Origin of the sequence: Rickettsia endosymbiont of Orchestes rusci, assembly GCF_964030945.1 — a bacterium.
GTDB lineage: Bacteria > Pseudomonadota > Alphaproteobacteria > Rickettsiales > Rickettsiaceae > Rickettsia.
This window is the reverse complement of sequence record NZ_CAXIQG010000004.1, coordinates 392,006-414,269: the sequence shown is the minus strand read 5'-3', so window position 1 is coordinate 414,269 and position 22,264 is coordinate 392,006. Positions and strand designations below refer to the sequence as shown.

Here is a 22,264-nt window from a genome sequence, read left to right as displayed (position 1 = left end):
GTACGATGAACGTTATCGGTAAATATTTATAGGTATCATTTGTGTTTAGTGATCTAAGAAAAGTTGATAAGGATATATATAATAATATTGCGGAAGATTTTATACCTATCGCATGTCATTATAACGAAAATACTTTGCTTACTAAAGATGGAAAATTACTACAAATTATCCAAATAAACGGTCTTAATTCAGAAAAAATTAGCGATAAATTATTTAATTTACGTGAGCTAGTCCGCTCTTCCATAAAAAAAAATATAACTAATCATGATTTTGCATTTTGGGTACATACGGTACGTGAAAAACAAAATTTAGACGATCCTACTTTATATAAAAAATTACTATCCGCTAACATCCATGAGTTGTGGCAAAAAAAAAATTACTGGCATGATAAATTTGTCAATACCTTATATATATCAATAGTCTATGATTCAACAAAAATTAAAATTAATAATTTTAATTCGTTAATAAACTCCTTATCCTCTAAATTAATCGTCGATTTTGAAACTACATATTTAGATAGCGCTTTTCAAAAATTAAATAATGTTGCCGATAATATCCTTTCAGACTTACAAGAATTCGGCGCAGAAAAATTAGGAATAATATTTGAAGGAGATAAATCTTTTTCTGCTCCTATGTATTTATTTAATCGGATAGCTAATCTTAGCGACGATTATTGCTTAGTACCGATAACTGATTTATCTAGTGCTTTGGGGAAAAGTGAGTATGCGGTCGGCAATGATAAAATTACGGTTATTGATAATGAAGCAAATAAACAATTTATTTCCATGCTTTCAATAAAAGAATATCAAGAAACCCCTTCTACCGCTCTAGATAAGTTTCTTCAATTACCTATCGAGCTAATAATAACGGAAATATTTTATTTTATCGACAAAAAGCAAATAATCTCCGCTCTAAAAGCTCAAGATTATATTTTAAAAATTAGCGGAGACGTGGAGCTTAGTAAATATAAAGGAATTAATAAAATAATAGAACTGCCTAACTCATCAAATCAGTTTTGTAATCAACAAATTTCTATCGCCGTTATAGAAAATGATCTGACAAAACTTGATAAATCTACTGCTAAAGCATCTACTGAACTCTCTAAGCTTGGCATTGTTCACGTAAAAGAAGATATTAATCTTGAACAAACATTTTGGGCACAATTACCTGGTAATTTTGTATTTATACGAAGAATGACGCCGATAATTTTAGAAAATATTGCAGCTATGGCGGCACTTCATAATTCCCCGCTCGGTAGTCAATATAGCCCTTGGGGTAAAGCCTTGACTTTACTTAGAACAGAGAAAGGCACTCCCTATTTTATGAATTTTCATGATAAAACCGGCAAGGGACATACTTGTATTTTCGGAACCGGAAAAACCGGAAAAACCGTATTATTAAATTTTTTGATATCCGAAGCTACAAAATACAATCCGACAATAATTTATATTTCTAATAACAATGATTCTAAAATTTTTATCGAAGCACTTGAAGGCAAGTGGGCTGAGCCGGAAAAAGAATTTTTTAATCCCTTTTTATTAGATAATACGGAAAAATCACAAGCTTTTATTCAAGAATTTTTAAAAGTAATATGTAATCATTATGTTAATCCACTTACCGAAGCGGAAATATCCTTTTTGCAAAAACTAAAAGATAAAATTCTTTCAACGGAAAAAGAAAATCGGAATTTTTCTACGATTTTAAAATCGGAAGATTTTAGCATAGAAGGTGGAGAGCAAATACGCGTCAGACTACAGGATTTTCTAGAAGGAGGATTATATAGCGGAGTATTTGACGGCTCGACACTTAATATATTAGAGGGAAGTATAACAGGATTAAATTTATATAAATTGTCGGAAGAATATTTTACAAAACAATTTTATCCTACGGAAAGAAAACTTTTAGAACAATTTACTATAAATTTAACTAAACATCAAAGTGTTTGTGCCGGCTTAATATATGCCCTTACTTATCATTTAACTTTAGCCGGGACAGCTCCAAAAATATTTGCGGCCGACAATCTGGATAAGTTTTATAAACCTGAAATTTATTATGATACTATAAATTTGATTTTTGATAACCTAACTCAAAATAACGGTATTACGGTAAGTAATTTTGATTTTATTTATCTTAAATCGTCACCTAATCATATCTTGCAAAAATGGTTAGATTTAATTAATACTAAAATTATTTTATCATCCGACGTAAAAATTGAAGATTTGGATAAAATTTTAGGCTTGAATAAGTCGGAAATATATAAATTATCACAATTTGTTCTTTCTTCAAGAATGTTTTTAATTAATAAAGACGGTGAGTCTATTGCCTCTGAGCTTAGTATTGCCGCATTGATAGGAATAGTCCGAATTTTATCGAGCAAAACTAAGGAATTGGATATTTATCGAGAAATATTAGAAAAATACCAAGGCCCTCCGGATAATTGGCTTAATTATTTATATATTGCATTAAATACGATGTACTAGGTTCGATGGCATTCCTAGCTAAAGGCGGGTGTTGTTGCATGGCTACCAGAATCGTCATTGCGAGGAGAGGCATTGGCGTTGTTGCATGGCTCGAAAAAAGTGCCGTACGTCATTCCCGCGTAGGCGGGAATCCATACTTTTTATTGTCATGCTGAACAAGTTTTGTGCATCTTTTTTAGTATATCCTGAAATAAATTCAGGATGACTTAAAAATATTTCCTGGATTCCCGCTTTTAGCTAGAATGACACCGAGAGCGTTTTTAACCATCCATGCAACAACACCGGTCAAGCCACGGTATGACATCGCAACGCTTTGCAAAAATTGCAATATATTATCCATTAAACTTGTATTATTTAGAGTTTCAAAAGTGTTAAAAAAATATTACTTAGCCTTATTGCTTTTAATTTTTTCTTGTAATGCAACGGCATCTATATGGGGTGATATTGGCGGTTGTGTGACTGATCCGTGCAATTGCGGTCAAGGTGACAGAACTGAAATCTGGAATACCGGTACTGTAAATGAAGTAAAAAAAACTTTTAAACCGGGTAGTTTATGCCCTCCTTGGAACAAAAGCGACGGACGTGATGAAGATACTTGTTTATTACAATATGATCATCCAAGCACATTTATCGGTTTTTATTTAAAAAGATGCGCCGAAGCAGCCCCTAGCAGTAATTATTTTTCTCCAAAGATTCGTATACGAATTCAAAGTTGTGATGCGGCTGCCTGTTGGAGCCAATCCGCTACTTTAAATTGGGACGGTGATTGTGTATTGTGGCCTACCGGTTACGGCGTCCCTTTAACTCGAATTTGCGCACGTGTTGCAATACCTGAAACGCCGCCACAACCCGGATTAAATACTGAAGGTAATCCTGCTGATCCCGGTTATACCGAAGGTAAACATCTAAATAAAGTCGGTTATGTAGAGAATGATGAGCCAATTATCGGCGTAGACGGAACACCGCTTCAATCTCCTAAACTTTGCGCTTATAGCGATCCGGGACTAGTCAACCTTGTTTCGGATTCAGGAGCTAACACGGATGCAATGGACTGGAATCCGAATAGTCAGCCTTTGCATAAAACTACGAAACTTAGCCCTATTGCAAAAGTATTAGCATTTTTAGTCGAGACTCTGGGCGATACAAACCTACCAAGTTTACTTGGAAATGTATTAGATATGATGAGGGCAGAAAATTCTGAAATTTTAAAAGTTTTTAAAACAATATTTAACGCAATAGGACAAATTTTTAATTTTTTTCCAAATTTTATAATCGATGTTATAAAAGCATTCGGATCATTAAATAGCGCTGTAGATAATTATTCATTCGGCTGCGTACAATTACCCCTCGGACCTTATCCTCCACCATTTTGTCCATCATTGAATGAACTTACCGTTAGCCCGCTTCTTCATAACATTTGTAGCCAAAAAAATTCCGACGGTATTACATTTAATCAGTCTTCGACTATATCACCTTGCGTGGTCTCAAATGTAGCAAATAATGTTATTAATAATACTGTGCGGGTTAGCTTTAATAATCTTGTTCCCCTGTGTAGCAGGGCAAGTCCTGATCTTACGACATGCATTGAGTTAAAAAATATAGGACCGTTTTCTTCAGCTCAGGGTATTCACACGGCTACTGCTTATACGGATTTAATAAAAGCTTGTAGTTCTGAAACGGGGGACGCTCCATGTATTAATACTAACATGCCTCTACCCTGTAGCGTAACGGCAAATGGTTGCAATCAAGGATTTAGGATTGTATATTCTCAAGAAATAGGGAGCAATTCTACCCCAAATGATTATTATATTAGCGATTTACCTGATTGCGATCCAGAAAAGACAAGTAAAAAATATGGGGAGTTAATATCGGCGAATTTATTGATATAAGCGTAAAATTTCCTATGATTCAAGAGCAAGGTACCGATAACTTACTACCATTGCAACAAATTTTTTCATTAAAAGACAATAACAACAAGGCAAGAAATTTTTATGCCTGGATTGTTAACAAGGCTACTGATCAACAATCTCCTGCGGATATTTGCGTGTTTGAATCGGCTAGTTTAGTAGATTGTCAAGCAAGAGTAGATAAGGGTTATAGTCTTGTTACGTATAAGTGCGGGGAACATGCAGGACTTAATTGCCCTAATAATACTTATTATACCCCTCAATTTATTGCTTCAGTACAAGTAAGAGACGATAACGACAATATTCTAGATGAAACCAATAGTATTATTACGCCCCTATCCGTTACCGATGATCCTAGCTCTACCACCACAGAAACCGTAGCAACACTCGCCGGGTATGAGTTTAGTTCTTCCGTGGCATATATTCCTGCAATACCGCCGAAAAGTCCAACCGATAAATATATTGCTATGCCTTTTTCAGGTCCTAATTCTCTAAATCAATTTACTATTTACGGAAAATATAAAAATAATGAAAAACCCTATGACGCTAGCGGGCAAGTTAACCCTAATGCCGTATACTTAAAATATTTGGAATATATAAACGGTAAATATATTCAAGGAGGAACACATGCTTGCTTAATGCCCAAAGATTTTCAACATTGTCTTTCTCTCCCTCCTCCACCTGCAGGAGCTCCCAAGAATGATAATACTACCGAAATTAACTGTATACTTGCCAAGTTAACGGAGTCCGATACGGTTGATTGTCAAACCTTTAGAGATAAATCTACTTTATATCCGAATCTTGGAATATGTCAGGGCGATATAAGTAGCTGTACCCAAGGAGAAACTATAGCAGGTAAAGGAAGCGGTATTACGATTTATAAATGCCCTACCGCTATCGCCGGCATTACTACCGATTGTTATACTAATAATGATAAGGCTAATACTCCCGTATGCGTTCTAAGTAGAGATTATCAAAATAGGATTAATCCGGCTCCCGATAAAGGTCCTATATTAAACGATTCACAACATTATACTATTGAATATGATGATAATAATAAGCCAACATATAATTTAGCAACCTCGGATGTAAGGGATAAAACCTCTCAAGAATTAAATCTTTGTGTGTCGATTTTAGGAATCTGCCCTGCAATTACTACTCCTTCAAATGATAGCGGTAATGCTACTTGGCCTGAAACCGATATAGGAGATTTAGCTAAGGGAACATGTAAGCCTGATTGGATAACCATTGATCCAAATAAACCGTTAGAACGTTATTGCTTATCAAATTTTGATAGCAAAACCGTGGCTTTTGAAAAGCTAGCTCCCGATGTCGGTTGCAGAGAATCTAAAGGTATTACTATTGAAGACCCGGACAGTAATTTTCCTTCAAATGTTGACTCCTCAAATCAATATGATAACACTAGTAAAATCGGCAGTTTTACTTTAAATAAAGAACCGCAGGATAACGGTGCTTTTCCTGAGGATGTAATAATCACTCAAGGCTTATATCATGCAATTTATGAGTTTGAAATTGATTCCATTATAGATGATATAGAATATTTTCAGATACAAAAAGTAGCCTATGATGATTGTGTGTTAATAAAAATCAATGATCAGAAAGTTTTAAGTGAACCTACTGATGTTAACGACTTTAACCTTACTAGCTGTAACGGCGGAAAAGATCAAGGACACGCTAGAGTTACTACAAATGTACCTATTGATGTAAAAAGTAAATTAAAACAAGGCAAAAATACGATTTCTTTTCAATTAGGTGTCATAGGAAAAGGAGGATTATATTACTATATGGAATATAGAATGCGCAGGTAATATTAAAGTTTCGGATATAGTAGAGAGCTTTAAAAATACCGACATACTCCTAATAAATTGAAAAAATCTATTATTATATTTAATAATAATAGATTTTTTTGTTAAAAAGCTTTATAATGGTTAATTCTTTAAATTAATTTTAACTATTATAATAGCTTTTATGAATTTCCTTAAAAATTATGTTTTATTATTATTTATTTCTTTTATGCCGGTTTTAATAGTTCAGGCAGAGGATAAAGTATTTTCGCAAAAGCAGCAACAAGAATATAAAGTTGCTGAGGAAAATATGATAAAAGCCGCTATTTTAGGCCCTAATGATATTCCGCTATTGGATCAAGGCATATTACATTTACCGGAAAATTATGTCTTTATCCCTAAAGCTGAAGCAGTGGCGTGGCTAAAAAGTTGGGGAAATTCAGGGAGTTCCGGAATTATAGGTATAATAATGCCGATAGTTGATAATCAAAATTGGTTTATCGAGGTAAATTATGAAAAATCAGGATATATAAAAGATGATGATGCAAAAAACTGGAATGCCGATAAGTTATTACAAAATTTAAAAGAAGGAACTAAAGAGCAAAATAAATATAGAAAAGCAAAAGGCTTTGAAGAATTTGAAGTAGTTAAATGGATTGAAGTACCGACTTATAATGCTTTATCGCATAAATTAATTTGGTCGATAGTAGGACGCACCCCAGGAGATTTAGATGAAAAAAACTATAGCATAAATTATAACACATATGCATTGGGACGAGAAGGTTATTTTATAATTAATCTTATAACATCTTATGATTTTATAGAACAAGATAAATTACACGTAAAAACAATCCTTGCCGCCGTTGATTATAATAACGGTAAAAGGTACGAAGATTTTCTTGAAAGCACGGATAAAGTAGCAACTTACGGTCTTGCGGCATTAATCGGCGGAGCAGTAGCTAAAAAAGTCGGTTTGCTAACCGTTATAGGAGTTTTCTTATTAAAAATATGGAAAATAATAGCTATAGCAGTAGCGGTATTTTTCGGAAAAATTATGAATTTTTTTAAAAGAGATAAAGATTTGTAATTTATGAATGCATTAATAATATTACTTAGCACTCTTAAATTCAGCAAAGTTTTACTCCCTGCCGCTAGTATTATTTTGTCAATTTTTACATATGCCGCATTTTACGGGTGGTATTACGCCGCAGGTTTTATAGGATTAATTTTTTGTCATGAAATGGGGCATTATATAGCGGCACAGCAAAAAAACCTAAATGTCGGATTACCTACTTTTATCCCTTTTATAGGAGCATGGATAGAATTAAAAGAACAACCGATGAATGCTGAAGTCGAAGCTTACGTTGCCTATGCCGGTCCTTTTATAGGTACGATTGCTAGTTTTGTGGTATATTATTACGGCAGATATACGGCAAGTGAATTAGCATTAGTTTTAGCTCAAAGCGGATTTATTATTAATCTTTTCAACTTAATCCCTTTATCTCCTCTGGACGGTGGGCGAATTACCGCAATAATTTCTCCGCATATATGGTTTTTAGGTGTACCTATACTGCTTGCCGTATGGTTATATAAACCTAGCCCTATGTTAATATTAATTGCGATTATATCTTTACCTCAATTGCTCAAGGCTTGGAACTATACTTCAAAAAATCAAGAAAGTTATTATAATATTAAAAGCTCCTTACGTTTTGAATATGGAGTTTTATATATAGGTCTTGTTATAATCCTTTCTTTAATGATCTATTGCTTGATCGATGAACTTAAAAACTTAAGATAGGTGATATAGCTTCGCTTATTAAGGTCTATACAGCTAATTCAGAAAGCTTCAGACAAGATGAATTTAAAGACGAGCCTGCGCAGCGTACTAGAGTACGTGAGTACAGACAGTTCTGGGAAATTCGCTTGTATCAAGCGATCGAGAGGACGCTGTACTTAATTATCTTTAAGACAGGTTAATAGTGATTCGTACTTGATAAGATCAGTTTTAATAATATTTATTTTCGTAGTATTTGTTTCATTATTTATATTATTTTTAAGATTAGCTATTTCTTCCGATATCTCAACTTGACTAAGCTTTGTAACATTGATAGCAAATTCAGTTACTATATTAACCTCTATACCGGTTACTTCCGCCATACCTTTATAAATAAAATAAATAGTGTCTTGCCCGCTAAGGTTATTTATAGAAATCTTTACTAACCCCGGTTTTAAACTAGCTATTAAAGGAGCGTGATTAGGTAAGACCCCAAATATACCTTCCTCCCCCGGCATTGTCACCATTTTAGCCTTGGCTTCAAAGACAATATTTACCGGCGTAATTATTTTAATATTAATTGTTTCATTCATATTGATATATTTGCAAAATTTTATGTCTTGCTCCGCATGACTACCAGAATCGTCATTGCGAAGCCACGAAGTGGCTGCGGGAATCTAGAAAAATACTTTTAAGTCATCCTGAATTTATTTCAGGATCTACTAAAAAAGATGCAGCAAACAAGTTCAGCATGACAAGGACTAGATTGCCACGTCGGCACTTTGTGCCTCCTCGCAATGACGATTCTAGTAGCCATGCAACAAGACCACGCCTTTAGCTAGAATGACATCGAAAATTCGGGCCATGCAACAACGCCGATCAGGCCACGGCATGACACCGCACCAATTACAATTATTACCTAAGCTTATCCCTTAACAGCCTTCGCCTTTTCTATAGCCTCTTCAATAGTCCCAACCATATAAAATGCGGCTTCCGGCAAGTCATCGTATTTGCCTTCTACTAAAGCTTTAAACCCTGAAATAGTATCTGCCAAATTTACAAATTTTCCCTCGGCACCGGTAAATACTTCCGCTACATGGAACGGTTGAGATAAAAATTTTTGTATTTTCCTTGCTCTAGTAACGATTAATTTATCTTCTTCCGATAGCTCATCCATGCCCAAAATCGCAATAATATCTTGCAACGATTTATAAGTTTGTAAAACCTGTTGTACCTGCCGTGCAACTTCATAATGCTCTTTCCCCACAATCACCGGATCGAGTATTTGAGAATTACTATCAAGCGGATCGACGGCGGGATAAATACCCAGCTCGGCGATCTGACGGCTTAATACCGTTGTTGCATCCAAATGCGTAAAAGAAGTAGCGGGAGCCGGATCGGTTAAATCGTCCGCCGGTACATATATAGCCTGCACCGAAGTTATAGAACCGGTTTTAGTAGAAGTAATACGTTCTTGTAATTCTCCCATATCCGTTGCCAGAGTCGGTTGATAACCGACCGCCGAAGGAATCCGCCCTAAAAGTGCAGAGACTTCCGAACCGGCTTGAGTAAAACGAAAGATATTATCGACAAAAAACAACACATCTTGTCCTTCATTCATATCTCTAAAACTCTCGGCAATGGTCAGCCCGCTTAAAGCTACTCTTGCTCTGGCGCCCGGCGGCTCGTTCATTTGACCGTAAACTAGCGCCACTTTCGATTTTTGCGGCTCTTCAAGATTAATAACGCCGGCATCGATCATTTCGTTATAAAGGTCATTTCCTTCCCTAGTTCTCTCGCCTACTCCGGCGAATACGGTATATCCACCGTGTGCCTTAGCTATATTATTAATAAGTTCCATTATCAGCACCGTTTTCCCCACCCCTGCACCACCGAATAAACCAATTTTACCGCCTTTTGTATAAGGGGCTAGTAAATCTACTACCTTGATTCCTGTTACTAAAATATTTCTATCGGTTGATTGCTCGGTAAAAGCCGGAGCTTCTTTATAGATAGAAGAATAATTTTCAGTTTTGATTTCTCCCCTATTATCAATCGGTTGACCGGTAACGTTGATAATTCTGCCTAAAGTTTCAGTACCCACCGGTATACGAATAGACGTACCGGTATCAACTACTTCTATCCCGCGGACAAGCCCCTCCGTTGAGTCCATTGCAATACAACGTACCGTATCGTCACCGATATGCTGCGCTACTTCTAGCACTAATTTTTGATCATCGTTATAGCACTCAAGTGCATTTAAAATTGGCGGTAACTTACCGATATTTGTAAATTTCACGTCAACTACCGCTGAAATAATTTGAGTGATTTTACCGATATTTTTTGTCATTTTTCTGCCTTTAAACGTTAGTGTTATCGATGTTATTCCTATCTGCCTTCTATGTCATTCCCGTGAAAACGGGAATCCAGAAAAATACTTTTAAGCCATCCTGAATTTATTTCAGGATCTTTTTCAATAGATGCTGAAACAAGTTCAGCATGACAAAGAAAAGTCTGGATTCCCGTTTCCACGGGAATGACATAAACAGGCTATACAGCATCCGCTCCGGCAATAATCTCTATCAACTCATTAGTAATAATAGCTTGCCGCGATCTGTTTAACTTCAAAGTTAATTTGTCGATTATATCATTAGCATTATTTGTCGCATTTTCCATAGCGGTCATTCTTGCGCCTTCCTCACTTGCCATATTTTGCAACAATGCATAATTTATTTGAGAATTAACATATAAATTAATCATATTAGCAATGAGATTTTCACCTTCATACTCATAAATATAATTTACGGCTTTTTCTTCCTCAATCTTATCATATTTTTCAATAGGTAAAATTTGTTGCTTAGTGATTATTTGCGTCATCGCATTTTTGAATTTATTAAAATATACCGAGCAGTAACTAATTTCTGAATTTTCCACCGCTTCCATAATTTTTTGCTTTATTTGAAAAAGTAAATTCTCGTCATGCGTTTTTGACAGTTCAAAATAACTATCGATATAATTTGCATATTTCTTTTTAAGTGCTTCGTAACCTTTTTTACCGATAATAATAAGCTTTATCTGTGCGCCTTTATTTTCCAAATCTATAATATCGGTTTTTACTTGTTTAATTATCGATGAATTAAACATCCCGCATAATCCGCGTTCAGAGGTCAATACTATCAATAGATGTGACTTATCTTGCGACTCATTAGAAAAAAATTTTTGATCTTCTTCAGATAAATCATATATATTATTACCGGACAATATAGTAGTCATCATTTTTTGTATCGCTTCTACATAATAACCGGAATTAACGATTTGACTCTTTACTTTTGCAAGTTTAGCCGCCGATACCAATTGCATCGCTTTAGTTATTTTTTGAGTAGACTTAATACTCTTTACTCTTGATCTTAATTGTTTTAAGGACATATTTTTTTATACCAACGATGTCATTCCTAGCTAAAGGCGGGAATCTAGAAAATAATAGTCATCCTGAATTTATTTCAGTATCTTGGTGTAATAGATGCTGAAACAAGTTCAGCATGACAAAGAAAAGCCTGGATTCCCGCCTTTAGCTAGGAATAACATAGAGAGCGCTTTTAACAATCCACGCAACAATGCCGCCACGTCATGACAATTCTTAAACTAAAAATCCTTTCACAAATTCCTCTAAAAACACCTTTAACTTTTGTTCATTTTCGTCTGTTATGCGTTTTTCATTTTTAATAGAGTCTAAAATATCTTTTTTACTACTCCTCATTTCCTCAAGCAATTGATGTTCAAATTCCTTAACTCTTTCTACAGGAACATCATTTAAATATTTCTTAGTGCCGACATAAATACTAATTACTTGCTCTTCTACGGGAAAAGGGTGATACTGACTTTGCTTTAATATTTCGACAAGTTTTTTGCCGTGATCGATAAGCTTCCTAGTTGCGGGGTCTAAATCAGAACCGAATTGTGAAAAGGATTCAAGTTCTCTAAATTGTGCAAGCTCAAGTTTTACCGAACCTGCTACTTGTTTCATAGCTTTTATTTGCGCAGCGGAGCCTACCCTACTGACCGATATACCGACATTTACTGCAGGTCTTACACCTTTATAAAAAAGCTCGCTTTCTAAAAATATCTGCCCGTCGGTGATTGAGATAACATTAGTCGGGATATATGCCGATACGTCACCTGCTTGTGTTTCAATTATCGGCAAAGCGGTTAACGACCCTCCACCTTCCGCATCAGACATTTTAGCGGCTCGCTCTAACAACCTTGAATGCAAATAAAAGACATCACCCGGATAAGCTTCACGCCCCGGCGGTCTTCTAAGTAATAATGAAATTTGCCGATAAGCTACCGCATGTTTACTTAAATCATCGTAAATAATCAAAGCATGCATACCGTTATCACGAAAATACTCTCCCATACTACAAGCAGAATAAGGCGCAATAAATTGTAGCGCGGCCGCTTCCGATGCCGTTGCCGAGACAATAATCGTATAATCCATCGCGCCGGCATCTTCTAATTTTTTTACTATCTGCGCAACATTTGATCTTTTTTGCCCGACGGCAACATAAATGCAATAAATTTTATCTTTTTCGTTCGCCAGAAGATGAGTTTGTTTTTGATTGATAATAGTGTCGATAGCTATCGCGGTTTTACCCGTTTGCCTATCACCGATAATTAACTCCCTTTGACCTCTACCGATCGGAATCAGCGAATCAATAGCTTTAATGCCCGTCTGCACCGGTTCGCTAACGCTAGTTCTGGCTATTATTCCCGGCGCCTTCATCTCAATATGCCGATACTGCTCTGCCGCAATATCACCTTTTCCGTCAATCGGTTTGCCGAGTGCATCAACGACTCGACCAAGCAAAGCTTTCCCAACCGGCACTTCTAAAATTTCTTTAGTTCTTTTTACTTTATCGCCTTGTTCTACTTGATTATCATCCCCCATAATCACAGCACCCACACAGTCGGTTTCTAAGTTAAGAACAAACCCCTTAATTCCTGACTCAAATTCTACTACTTCACCGACTTTTACGTTATCGAGACCGTATATTTTAGCTACACCGTCACCGATAGTTATCACCTGCCCAACTTCCTGTAATTCACTGAGCTGATCGATATTGGCAATTTCTTTTTGCAATATTTCGGCAACTTCAACAGCTTTTAACTTCATTTATTTTATCCTCCATCCAAAAACGGTATTGCTATAACTATATCATTGCGAGCCGCTATAGGCTTTGTTGCATGACTCGAATTTTTGCAAAGCAATCCGGTGTCATGCCGTGGCTTGACCGGTCTTGTTGCATGGCTCTAAAAAAGTGCCGTATCTCATTCCCGCGCAGGCGGGAATCTAGGCTTTTTTTTGTCATGCTGAACTTGTTTCAGCATCTTTTTAGTAGATCCTGAAATAAATTCAGGATGACTTAAAAGTGTTTTTTCTAGATTCCCGCGAAAGCGGGAATGACATCGAAAATTCGAGCCATGCAACAACGCCAATGCCTCCTCGGCAATGACGGCTTACGTTTCTACTCCTTAAGCTGACTTAAGTATCATATAGTAACCCTAGCCGCCTTTAAGGTTTTTGCTATTTTGTCTAAACTTCCCTGTATGGAATAATCTTGTAATATACTATCATATTTAATGACCACCCCACCGATAATTGCAGGGTCTAAAGTAAAAATTATCTCGGCTTTTTGTTTCAACTCTTCCTCTATATAATTCTTTAGCCAATCTTGTTCTTGTGACTGTAATAGTTTAACGGAAGTAACCTGCACCTTTTTTATATTTTTACTTTCATCTAGCAATTGGTGATAAGCTTTGACTATCTCCGATAAAATAGACATACGGGAATTTTTTATTAATAACAATAAAAAATTTTGCACCATATTATCAATTTTAAACGTTTTTGCTAGCAATTTAATTGCTTTAATTTTATGAAGCTTATGAATTATAGGCGAACACATAACCTTTTTGATATCAATATTATCATCGATAGCTTGATTTATAACCTTGATTTGTTCAAAAATTTCTTCCCAGGTATTATTATCTCTACCGTTATTAAACAATGCAGCGGCATAATTTTTAATTAATTTTTCTCTAGTCATGGTACTTTATAAGTCTTAGTGTAATAAACTATTTGTAAATTTTTACCTTAATTTTAGCCTTTAATGTCATTCTAGCTAAAGGCGGGAATCTATTATTCGTCATTGCGAGGAGGCATTTATGCCGACGCGGCAATCCGGTCCTTGTCATGCTGAACAAGTTTTGCGCATCTTTTTTTAGTAGATCCTGAAATAAATTCAGGATGACTATATTTTTCTGGATTGCCGCGTCGGGACTACGTCCCTCCTCGCAATGACGGGTTTTTCGAGCCACGCAACAATGCCTATAGTCGCTCGCAATGACGTTTGGAGTATTCGCACAACATATCGCAGCTAGGAATGACATTTTTAAATATGTATAGCTCTATCAAATGCTTGCAATACTGATTCTGCCGTCATTTCAGATAATGTCGGATGTGGGAAAATACTATTAATTAAATCAAGTTCGGTTCCTTCCAAGCTTTTAGTAATTACATAACCGTGAATTAATTCAGTAACTTCCGTTCCTATTAAATGAGCTCCGAGCAACTCGCCGGTTTTAGCATCAAAAATAGTTTTTATCATCCCTTCACTATCGCCGATAACTAAGGCTTTACCGTTTGCCGCAAAAGGAAATCTCCCGACTTTTAGCTGATAGCCCGCTTTTTTAGCCGCCTCTTCCGTGAGTCCAACACTGGCGATTTGCGGAGAGGAATAAGTACACCCCGGAATATTATACTTATTAACGGCATGGGGTTTAAGTCCCGCTATAAATTCTGCGGCTATAATTCCTTCATGACTTGCTTTATGTGCAAGCCATGGTCCGCCTGCTACATCGCCTATAGCATAAATTCCAGCCTCACTAGTCTGCATAAATTCATTCGTAACTATATGACCGCTTTCTATTTTGATTTTGGTTTTTTCTAAACCTAAATTTTCGGTATTAGCAATAATCCCCACCGCCATCAGCAAAATTTCAGCCGGTAAAATTCCTCTATTTTCAAGTTCTATCTCTATTTTATCTTTCATTTTAGTTTGCTTTAAAAGCTTTACATCCGTGTAAAATTTTATCCCTCTTTTTTCAAAGCTTTTTCTAGCAATTAAAGAAATTTCAGCATCCTCAACGGGTAATATTCGGCTATGCGCTTCAATCACCGTAACATCCACGCCTAAGCTATTATAAAACGAAGCAAATTCTATCCCGATTGCGCCCGAACCTACTATAATCATCGATTTAGGCAGTTCTGACGGCACCATTGCTTCTTTAGAAGTCCAAATTTGTTTGCCGTCAGGCTCAAATCCTTTTAAAATTCTTGGGCGCGCTCCCGTAGCAATAATAATATTTTCTGCCTTTATCGCAGATTTACCGAGCGATGAATCTATATTTATTACTTTATCAGCACTTAGTGACGCTATCCCGTCTATTACGGTAACTTTATTTTTTTTAAGCAATAATTTAACACCGCCGGCTAACTTAGCGGATATTTCTCTTGAACGCTCAACTATTTTTCTTATATTAATCGTCGAACTACCTACTTCAACACCATAATCCGTAGCATGTTTTATATGCTCAAAAATTTCTGCCGATTTAAGTAGCGACTTGGTCGGTATACACCCCCAATTAAGGCATACTCCTCCTAAATGCTCTTTCTCGATTAAAGCAACTTTTTTCTTTAATTGCGCCGCTCTAATTGCCGCAACATATCCACCGGGACCGCCGCCTATTACTACTAAATCATAATTGTCCATTGCAAACTCGCTTAAGTTGTTTTCTAATATTATTTGTAAATACGCTCTAAATGTCATTCCCTGCAACCCTTTATGTCATTCTAGCTAAAGGCGGGGCGTTGTTGCATGGCTCGAATTTTTGCAAAGTGTTTCGGTGTCATGCCGTGGCTTGACTGGCGTTGTTGCATGGATAAGAAATTGCCATAAAAAGGGTGTCATTCCCGCGCAGGCGGGAATCCAGAAAGTTAATATGAGCAAATTAAATAGTAATTTATTATATAATTTTACATATTTTAAGTATTTCTCTGGATTCCCGCCTGCGCGGGAATGACACCGAGGGCGTTTTTAACCATCCATGCAACAAACCCGGTCAAGCAACTAGATGACACTGATTAATAATCCACACCTACAAAATATAAACCGTAAGCCGGAGCGGTTGGACCTGCAGCCTTTCTATCTTTTACCTCTAACGCCGTTTTCATTTCTTGTGCTTGCCAAATACCCCGACCGACTAATATTAAACTTCCAATGATATTACGCACCATATGATGTAAAAATGACGGAGCGGCAAAGTAGAATTTTATTTCTTCATTCTCTTGAATAATTTCAATTTTCGACAAAGTTTTTATTGCCGATTTTGATTGGCAGGCCGTAGCTCTAAATGAAGTAAAATCATGATTTCCTACAAGATGTAAAGCTGCCTCTTTCATAGATTCAACGTTCAAAGGCTCGCTAATCCACCACGCTCTGTTAAAATCAATCACTACTGCATGCGGTCTATTAATAATTTTATACATATAATGACGAGTTAGAGCCGAAAACCTTGCATGGAAATTATCCTCTACGAGAATGCAATCTCTTACCCCCACTGTATAAGGACGCACAAAATGATTAATTGCTTTAATAATTTTATACGGTAGGATATATTTAGAAATATCAAAATGCGCTACCTGCCCTAAGGCATGAACTCCTGCGTCGGTTCTACCCGATCCCCAGACGGTTACTTGTTCACCGCTAAATTTATAAACGGCTTCTTCTAATATTTGCTGGACGGACATTACGTTTAATTGCCTTTGCCAACCGGCAAGTCCGGTACCTAAATATTCCACGTTAATTTTATATCGATAGTACATAACGCAAGTAGTTTATTATAAGGTCAGTATAAATATCGCAACGTCATTGCGAGGAGGCATTGCCCGCGTGGATGGTTAAAATCGCTTAAAACTTGTCATCTAGTTGCTTGACCACGGTATCCAGTCAGGCTTTTTAATTTTTTCTGGATACCGTGGTCAAGCAACTAGATGACACCGCGGTACTTTTAAAGAATACCCGAAATATAGCAATTTTCGATCCATGCAACAACGCCTACAGCTTCTCGCAATGACGATTCCGGTATCCACCCAACAATACTCCTTGAAACATTAACCTTATCCCCCCATTAGAGAATCCGGATTATCGACCCGTTTCCCGTTACTTCTAAAGCTACTAAGCTTTTTCGACCTAATCGGATGCTTTAATTTACGCAAAGCTTTTGATTCAATTTGCCTTATACGCTCTCTAGTTACATAAAATTGCTGTCCTACTTCTTCTAGAGTGTGATCGGTATTCATACCTATACCGAAACGCATTCTAAGCACTCTTTCCTCACGCGGCGTAAGCGTTGCAAGTACCCTAGTTGTCACTTCCCGTAAATTTGATTGGATCGCAGCATCAAGAGGTGCTACGGCATTTTTATCTTCAATAAAATCGCCTAGGAAACTACCGTCGTCATCTCCTACCGGATTCTCTAAACTTATCGGCTCTTTTGCTATCTTCATTACTTTGCGTACCTTATCGAGCGGCATCGATAAACGAGCTGCAATTTCTGCCGCGGTAGGCTCATAACCGAGTTCATTAAGCATTTGTCTTGAAGTACGAATGATTTTATTGATTGTTTCAATCATATGTACGGGGATACGTATAGTTCTTGCCTGATCGGCGATGGCTCTCGTTATAGCTTGCCTAATCCACCAAGTTGCATAAGTAGAAAATTTATAACCTCTACGATACTCAAATTTATCTACCGCCTTCATTAAGCCGATATTGCCTTCTTGAATTAAATCTAAAAACTGTAAACCTCTGTTGGCATATTTTTTAGCAATCGATATAACAAGTCGCAAATTGGCTTCTATCATATCTTTTTTTGCTTGCAAAGTTTGCCGCTCGCCTTTTTGGATAGTATTTACCAATTTTTTAAACTCAACTACCGAAAGACCTATACCGGATTCTATAAAAGATAATTCATTAATCATTTGATCAATATAATTTGATTCCTTATTAATTAGCTCCTTCCAAGCAGACTTTTTGTTTTTTTTCATCTGCTCTTTCCAAGCAGTATTAATAACGACGCCGATATATTCTCCTAAAAAGCTTTGACGGCTTATACCGTATTTTTCGGCTAATTTTAAAAATGCCGTTTCTTTATTTATTAAATCCCGATTTATGCTATACATTTTATTAAGAATTTCTTCTATTCTTTTGGCATTAAAATGAATATCCGAAACTTCATTTACTAATAACTCTAAATTAGCTATATATTTTTTACTATTTTGTAATGTTTTTGATTGAGAAGGCTTGGCATAATAATTTTTTGCCTCCATTACTAAATCTTCGCATATATGCGAGACTCTTTTCATACGCTCAATAATATTCGGTAGTATTTGCGATTCCATAGTAGAGATCGCTAAACCGCTTTCTTCGAGTTCATCAATTTCGGGATCAATATTTGGATCTTCTTCAAGCTCCGACTCTTCCTCATGTATTATATTAGATTCTATCTCGATCAAATCGCGTACTAACATCTTTTCGTTAACTAAATCTTCATACCATGTTATAAAAAATTTCATAGCAACAGGGCTTGCACATAATGATGAAATCATTAACTTCCGCCCTCCTTCGATTTTCTTAGCTATTTCTATTTCATCTTCGCGCGTTAAAAGATCGACTCCGCCCATATCTTTTAAATATAACCTTACCGGATCATCGGTAGTGCCTAAAGTTTCTTCTTCAGCTTCATCTTCCACTTCTTGATCAACATTACTAGCTAACTTAAATTCTTCATCCATGCCGATATCTAGCTTAATTTCATCATCTTCTCCGGGTTCTAAAATATCAACTCCGGCATCGGAAAATTTTAATATTGCCTTTTCTAGATCGTTTACCGTTAAATTTTTATTAATAGGCAGAGCTTTATTTAAATCGTCATAAGTTACGGCTATCTTTTTAGCTTTAGCTTTTTTAACCAAACTATCTAGTTTATCTACATCCTTATTTATATTGCTCATACGTTACATGCCTAGATCAATTGTTAAAAGACTTAGAGGCTGTCTTCAAAGTTAATTTTAAAGCTAATTAAATTCTTTTTTGCTACAAATTATAAGTTTTTTTTGAAATAGGAACAGCTATTCCAGCAAAAAACTTATTAATTTTCGCTATAAAACCTCTTTAATTATCAATTAAAATAACTCTGAAGACAGGCTCTCATTTAAAATTTGAAGTTCACTTGAAACTTTCAAAATTTCTTTTTGGTACAATAAAGCTTTTTCAAATCCTTCATTGTCGCCGGTTTGAATAATAGAAACATATTCTTGTTTTAATGATATCAGATAATGTTTTTTAAGTAACCATTGCCAAAATAGGTCTAAATGAACATTATCTTTATTAAAAGGCATACCTAAAAACAGATTATCAGAGCTTGATAATAGTAAAAAAATATCAAGAAAGCTAGTATTTTCCACAATCATACTAATATTGTCCACCTCTATATTAGTATCGATAATTTCTTCAAAATACCAGTTACGAAACTCCTCAAGTAGTTTGTTATTAAAATTTAAATTCAATAAAAAATCTCGTGCATCTCCGTTTTGTAGCATCTCCGGAAATTTAACCAATATAGCGCAAAATGCATGTTCTAATATCTCGAATTCTGAATAATCAGGGCTTGAAGGAACAATATTTAAATTTTTAGTAGCGCTCTTCCCTCTACTAACTAAATTTTGCCATATTTGATCTTTAAAAAATCTATAATAATTAGTACTTAAATCCCTATCTGCTATTTTTGCACAATAATTTTTCAGATTCCTCTCCAAAACAGCCTTATCTTCTGCGGTTCTAAAAACTTTGCCGCTATATTCTATATCCCAAATCATTTCCGATAGGCTAATTCTTTTCTCTACTAGATGTGTAAAAAATTCCGTATTATTTTTATTAACGGCATCATCAGGGTCCAAGCCCGCCGGTAATCTAATGAAAGAAATCTTTTTATTACTATTTATTAACGGCAAAGCAATATTAATTGCTCTTATACTTGCCTTTACTCCGGCAGCATCCCCGTCAAGGCATAATATAATCTCATCCCCGGCACGCCATAATTTTTGCAAATGGCTTTCGGTAACGGACGTACCTAAACTTGCTACCGCCTCATTAAATCCGGCTTGATAGAGAGCAATAACATCAAAATAACCTTCAACTAAAATCGAGCGATTCTTTTTATATGCGCTGCTAATTGCTTTATTTTCGCCGTACAGAGTTTCACTTTTTTGAAATACTATAGTTTCCGGAGAATTTAAATATTTAGGCATGCCGTCATTAAGGACTCTACCACCAAACCCAACTATTTTATTATATATATTCCTAATAGGAAAAGTTATCCGATCATAGAATATTTCATATATTTTGCCGTTTTCTCTCTTCCCTATCAATCCGGCTTTTTCAAGCTTTACGGACTCGATGCCTTTTTCTTTAAAAAAGTTTTGTAATTCTTTACCTGGCGGTGCAAAGCCTATTGAAAACTCTTTTATTGTCTCTTCATTAATACCGCGATTATGTAAATAATTTAGTATTTTAGGGGAAATTTGTGATCTAAAAAACTTATTAGCCAGTTCTAAAATATTTAAAATCTCATCGGATTCTTCATAAAGCTCTTTTTGCTGCTCTGTTAATTTGGGTAATTCTATACCGTAATCACTAGCAAGTTTTACGGCTGATTCCGAATAAGATAACCCGCTAATTTGAGCGTTAAATTTTATTACGTCACCGGATGCCGCACAACCGAAGCAATAATAAAATCGTTTAGAATCGTTAACTGTGAAGGAAGGAGTTTTTTCTCTATGAAAGGGACATAAACCGATATAATTACCGGATTTTCTAGTTAAGGTTACCTTTTGCCTTACTACATCCGAGATATTAATACGATTTCTTAAAAGTTCGTAAAATTCTAACGGAACTCTCATATTTTTATGCGTCCATGTCAATTGCAAGGAGTAATGCTTGTCATTCCGTGATCAAGTCGGCATTGTTGCGTGGCTCGATAAAAGCGGGAATGACATCGCGCGGTTTTACAAATCGAGCAACAATACCTACTTGCAATGTCGGTTTCTTATCATCCTAAATTTCTGTTATAAAACTAAAAATAACGGTAGAAAGACAATAAGCAAGCGGGATCGATAAATTATCGTTAACGCCTATTTGTTTTGAATAGAACTCAACAGCGGTTGCAGCTATAGAACTAATTATTATAACGATAAAACTTGTATTATACCCTATGAAAAAATAGACTAGTATACTGATGAAAACCGCCGAGCTTAAGAAAGCACTCGCTCCCGCTATTGATTTGCCGTTATCTAAAGGCTCACCTATTTTTATCCCGACTAACGCCGCTAAACAATCGGAGATTATCAAAATTAGCCACGAACAAATTACTAAATTTTTAGGAAAAAGAAGAGCGGTGACAAAAAAGCCCAGCATCATAAAGCTAACACCGCTTAAGCGAAATGAGCCGCTAGCCTCTTCCGACCTCATAATTCTTGTAAAAAATTTAGTTACAAATTCTCTAATCGTCCCATTATAATGCCGAGATATATCAAGATATAAAGCGCATCCCGCAATTACGAATAACAACAAGATAGCAGTTAATCTAGATGTAAATATATAACATAACGGTATCGCTAAAGCAGATAAGTGGAAAATTTTACGTCTTAGTTCAAAATTTAAGTCTATAATTTTCATATATCTAAACAAGCTTACATTATTGCGTGGATAGGTTAAAGATGTTTATGTCATTCCGGCAACGGCGCATGGGTGGCGACTTAAGGGCGTTGTTGCGAGGAACCGTAGGCTTTGTTGCATGGACGGTAAAAAGCAGCTTCGATGTCATTCTAGCTAAAAGCGGGAATCCACAAAACACCCAATAAAGTCATGCTGAATTTATTTTAGTATCTTTTTCAATAGATGCTGAACAAGTTCAGCATGACAAAGAAAAGTCCGGATTCCCGCCTGCGCGGGAATGACATTTTCTAGCGTTATTCCTTAAATTAACACTAACAATCCAATACAATTTATTAAAGGCTTGTTTGACAAATTTTATTAATATAAATATACTAGCTTAAGTACATATTTATAATTTAATAGTCTGCCTAAGAGCAGTGTATCAAAAATACTTAATTTAGACAAGATA

Annotated in this window: 21 protein-coding genes and 2 pseudogenes; 7 read left to right on the top strand and 16 right to left on the bottom strand. The window is 35.8% G+C overall.

Going from position 1 to position 22,264, the window contains the following annotated elements:
- Positions 1-41 precede the first annotated feature (41 nt).
- Positions 42-2,480: a VirB4 family type IV secretion/conjugal transfer ATPase gene (locus AAHM91_RS05780; protein ID WP_342270175.1), complete on the top strand. Its 2,439-nt coding sequence runs from the start codon at positions 42-44 to the stop codon at positions 2,478-2,480.
- A 5-nt stretch (positions 2,481-2,485) separates the two neighbouring features.
- Positions 2,486-2,635, top strand: a complete 150-nt coding sequence (locus tag AAHM91_RS05775) for a hypothetical protein (RefSeq protein WP_342270174.1) — start codon at positions 2,486-2,488, stop codon at positions 2,633-2,635.
- Between the two features lie 41 nt (positions 2,636-2,676).
- Here AAHM91_RS05775 and AAHM91_RS05770 read toward each other — a convergent pair whose 3' ends face one another.
- Positions 2,677-2,820, bottom strand: coding sequence for a hypothetical protein (locus AAHM91_RS05770; protein WP_342270173.1), 144 nt, complete (start codon positions 2,818-2,820; stop codon positions 2,677-2,679).
- Between the two features lie 28 nt (positions 2,821-2,848).
- Between AAHM91_RS05770 and AAHM91_RS05765 the strand changes: the two are divergent.
- From AAHM91_RS05765 to AAHM91_RS05750, 4 genes and pseudogenes are all read left to right on the top strand, one after another.
- Positions 2,849-6,216, top strand: a pseudogene (locus AAHM91_RS05765) (hypothetical protein).
- Positions 6,217-6,376: 160 nt separating this feature from the next.
- Positions 6,377-7,279, top strand: a complete 903-nt coding sequence (locus tag AAHM91_RS05760; protein ID WP_253308385.1) for a DUF2167 domain-containing protein — start codon at positions 6,377-6,379, stop codon at positions 7,277-7,279.
- Positions 7,280-7,282: 3 nt separating this feature from the next.
- Positions 7,283-7,990: a site-2 protease family protein gene (locus tag AAHM91_RS05755; RefSeq protein WP_341793219.1), complete on the top strand. Its 708-nt coding sequence runs from the start codon at positions 7,283-7,285 to the stop codon at positions 7,988-7,990.
- A 5-nt stretch (positions 7,991-7,995) separates the two neighbouring features.
- Positions 7,996-8,126 (top strand): annotated as a pseudogene (locus AAHM91_RS05750) (palindromic element RPE3 domain-containing protein); the annotation flags it as partial.
- 19 nt (positions 8,127-8,145) lie between these two features.
- Here the strand turns inward: AAHM91_RS05750 and AAHM91_RS05745 are convergent.
- The 15 genes from AAHM91_RS05745 to AAHM91_RS05675 all read right to left on the bottom strand — a co-directional run bounded on the left by AAHM91_RS05745 (position 8,146) and on the right by AAHM91_RS05675 (position 21,816).
- On the bottom strand, positions 8,146-8,559 hold the full coding sequence (locus tag AAHM91_RS05745; protein ID WP_253308383.1) for a F0F1 ATP synthase subunit epsilon: 414 nt from the start codon (positions 8,557-8,559) through the stop codon (positions 8,146-8,148).
- Between the two features lie 332 nt (positions 8,560-8,891).
- Positions 8,892-10,316, bottom strand: coding sequence for a F0F1 ATP synthase subunit beta (atpD, locus tag AAHM91_RS05740; protein WP_342270172.1), 1,425 nt, complete (start codon positions 10,314-10,316; stop codon positions 8,892-8,894).
- A 38-nt stretch (positions 10,317-10,354) separates the two neighbouring features.
- Positions 10,355-10,498: a hypothetical protein gene (locus tag AAHM91_RS05735; RefSeq protein WP_342270171.1), complete on the bottom strand. Its 144-nt coding sequence runs from the start codon at positions 10,496-10,498 to the stop codon at positions 10,355-10,357.
- An 18-nt stretch (positions 10,499-10,516) separates the two neighbouring features.
- Positions 10,517-11,392 carry an ATP synthase F1 subunit gamma gene (gene atpG, locus AAHM91_RS05730; protein ID WP_342270170.1) on the bottom strand — a complete coding sequence of 292 codons (876 nt, stop codon included), beginning with the start codon at positions 11,390-11,392 and terminating at the stop codon, positions 10,517-10,519.
- Between the two features lie 211 nt (positions 11,393-11,603).
- Complete coding sequence (gene atpA / locus AAHM91_RS05725; protein ID WP_341793225.1) at positions 11,604-13,136, bottom strand: F0F1 ATP synthase subunit alpha; 1,533 nt, start codon at positions 13,134-13,136, stop codon at positions 11,604-11,606.
- A gap of 55 nt (positions 13,137-13,191) precedes the next feature.
- Positions 13,192-13,332 (bottom strand): hypothetical protein, encoded by a 141-nt coding sequence (locus AAHM91_RS05720; protein ID WP_342270169.1) that lies wholly within the window; start codon positions 13,330-13,332, stop codon positions 13,192-13,194.
- The gene (locus AAHM91_RS05715) at positions 13,292-13,450 is read right to left on the bottom strand and encodes a hypothetical protein (RefSeq protein ID WP_342270168.1); all 159 of its coding nucleotides are present in this window, start codon (positions 13,448-13,450) and stop codon (positions 13,292-13,294) included. The genes AAHM91_RS05720 and AAHM91_RS05715 overlap by 41 nt, the downstream gene beginning before the upstream one ends.
- A 62-nt stretch (positions 13,451-13,512) precedes the next feature.
- A complete protein-coding gene (atpH, locus tag AAHM91_RS05710) occupies positions 13,513-14,067 on the bottom strand; it encodes an ATP synthase F1 subunit delta (RefSeq protein WP_342270167.1) in 555 nt (184 codons plus the stop codon).
- 28 nt (positions 14,068-14,095) lie between these two features.
- The gene (locus AAHM91_RS05705; protein WP_342270166.1) at positions 14,096-14,338 is read right to left on the bottom strand and encodes a hypothetical protein; all 243 of its coding nucleotides are present in this window, start codon (positions 14,336-14,338) and stop codon (positions 14,096-14,098) included.
- A 74-nt stretch (positions 14,339-14,412) separates the two neighbouring features.
- Complete coding sequence (gene lpdA / locus AAHM91_RS05700) at positions 14,413-15,792, bottom strand: dihydrolipoyl dehydrogenase (RefSeq protein WP_342270736.1); 1,380 nt, start codon at positions 15,790-15,792, stop codon at positions 14,413-14,415.
- Positions 15,793-15,876: 84 nt separating this feature from the next.
- The gene (locus AAHM91_RS05695) at positions 15,877-16,029 is read right to left on the bottom strand and encodes a hypothetical protein (RefSeq protein WP_342270165.1); all 153 of its coding nucleotides are present in this window, start codon (positions 16,027-16,029) and stop codon (positions 15,877-15,879) included.
- Between the two features lie 134 nt (positions 16,030-16,163).
- The gene (gene truA, locus AAHM91_RS05690; protein ID WP_342270164.1) at positions 16,164-16,904 is read right to left on the bottom strand and encodes a tRNA pseudouridine(38-40) synthase TruA; all 741 of its coding nucleotides are present in this window, start codon (positions 16,902-16,904) and stop codon (positions 16,164-16,166) included.
- Positions 16,905-17,198: 294 nt separating this feature from the next.
- Entirely contained in the window at positions 17,199-19,094 is a 1,896-nt protein-coding gene (gene rpoD / locus AAHM91_RS05685) for an RNA polymerase sigma factor RpoD (protein ID WP_342270163.1), read from the bottom strand.
- Positions 19,095-19,265: 171 nt separating this feature from the next.
- A complete protein-coding gene (gene dnaG, locus AAHM91_RS05680; RefSeq protein WP_342270735.1) occupies positions 19,266-21,041 on the bottom strand; it encodes a DNA primase in 1,776 nt (591 codons plus the stop codon).
- 154 nt (positions 21,042-21,195) lie between these two features.
- A complete protein-coding gene (locus AAHM91_RS05675; protein WP_253308375.1) occupies positions 21,196-21,816 on the bottom strand; it encodes a diacylglycerol/polyprenol kinase family protein in 621 nt (206 codons plus the stop codon).
- 26 nt (positions 21,817-21,842) lie between these two features.
- Between AAHM91_RS05675 and AAHM91_RS05670 the strand changes: the two genes are divergently transcribed.
- Entirely contained in the window at positions 21,843-22,001 is a 159-nt protein-coding gene (locus tag AAHM91_RS05670; protein ID WP_341793235.1) for a hypothetical protein, read from the top strand.
- Positions 22,002-22,264 lie beyond the last annotated feature (263 nt).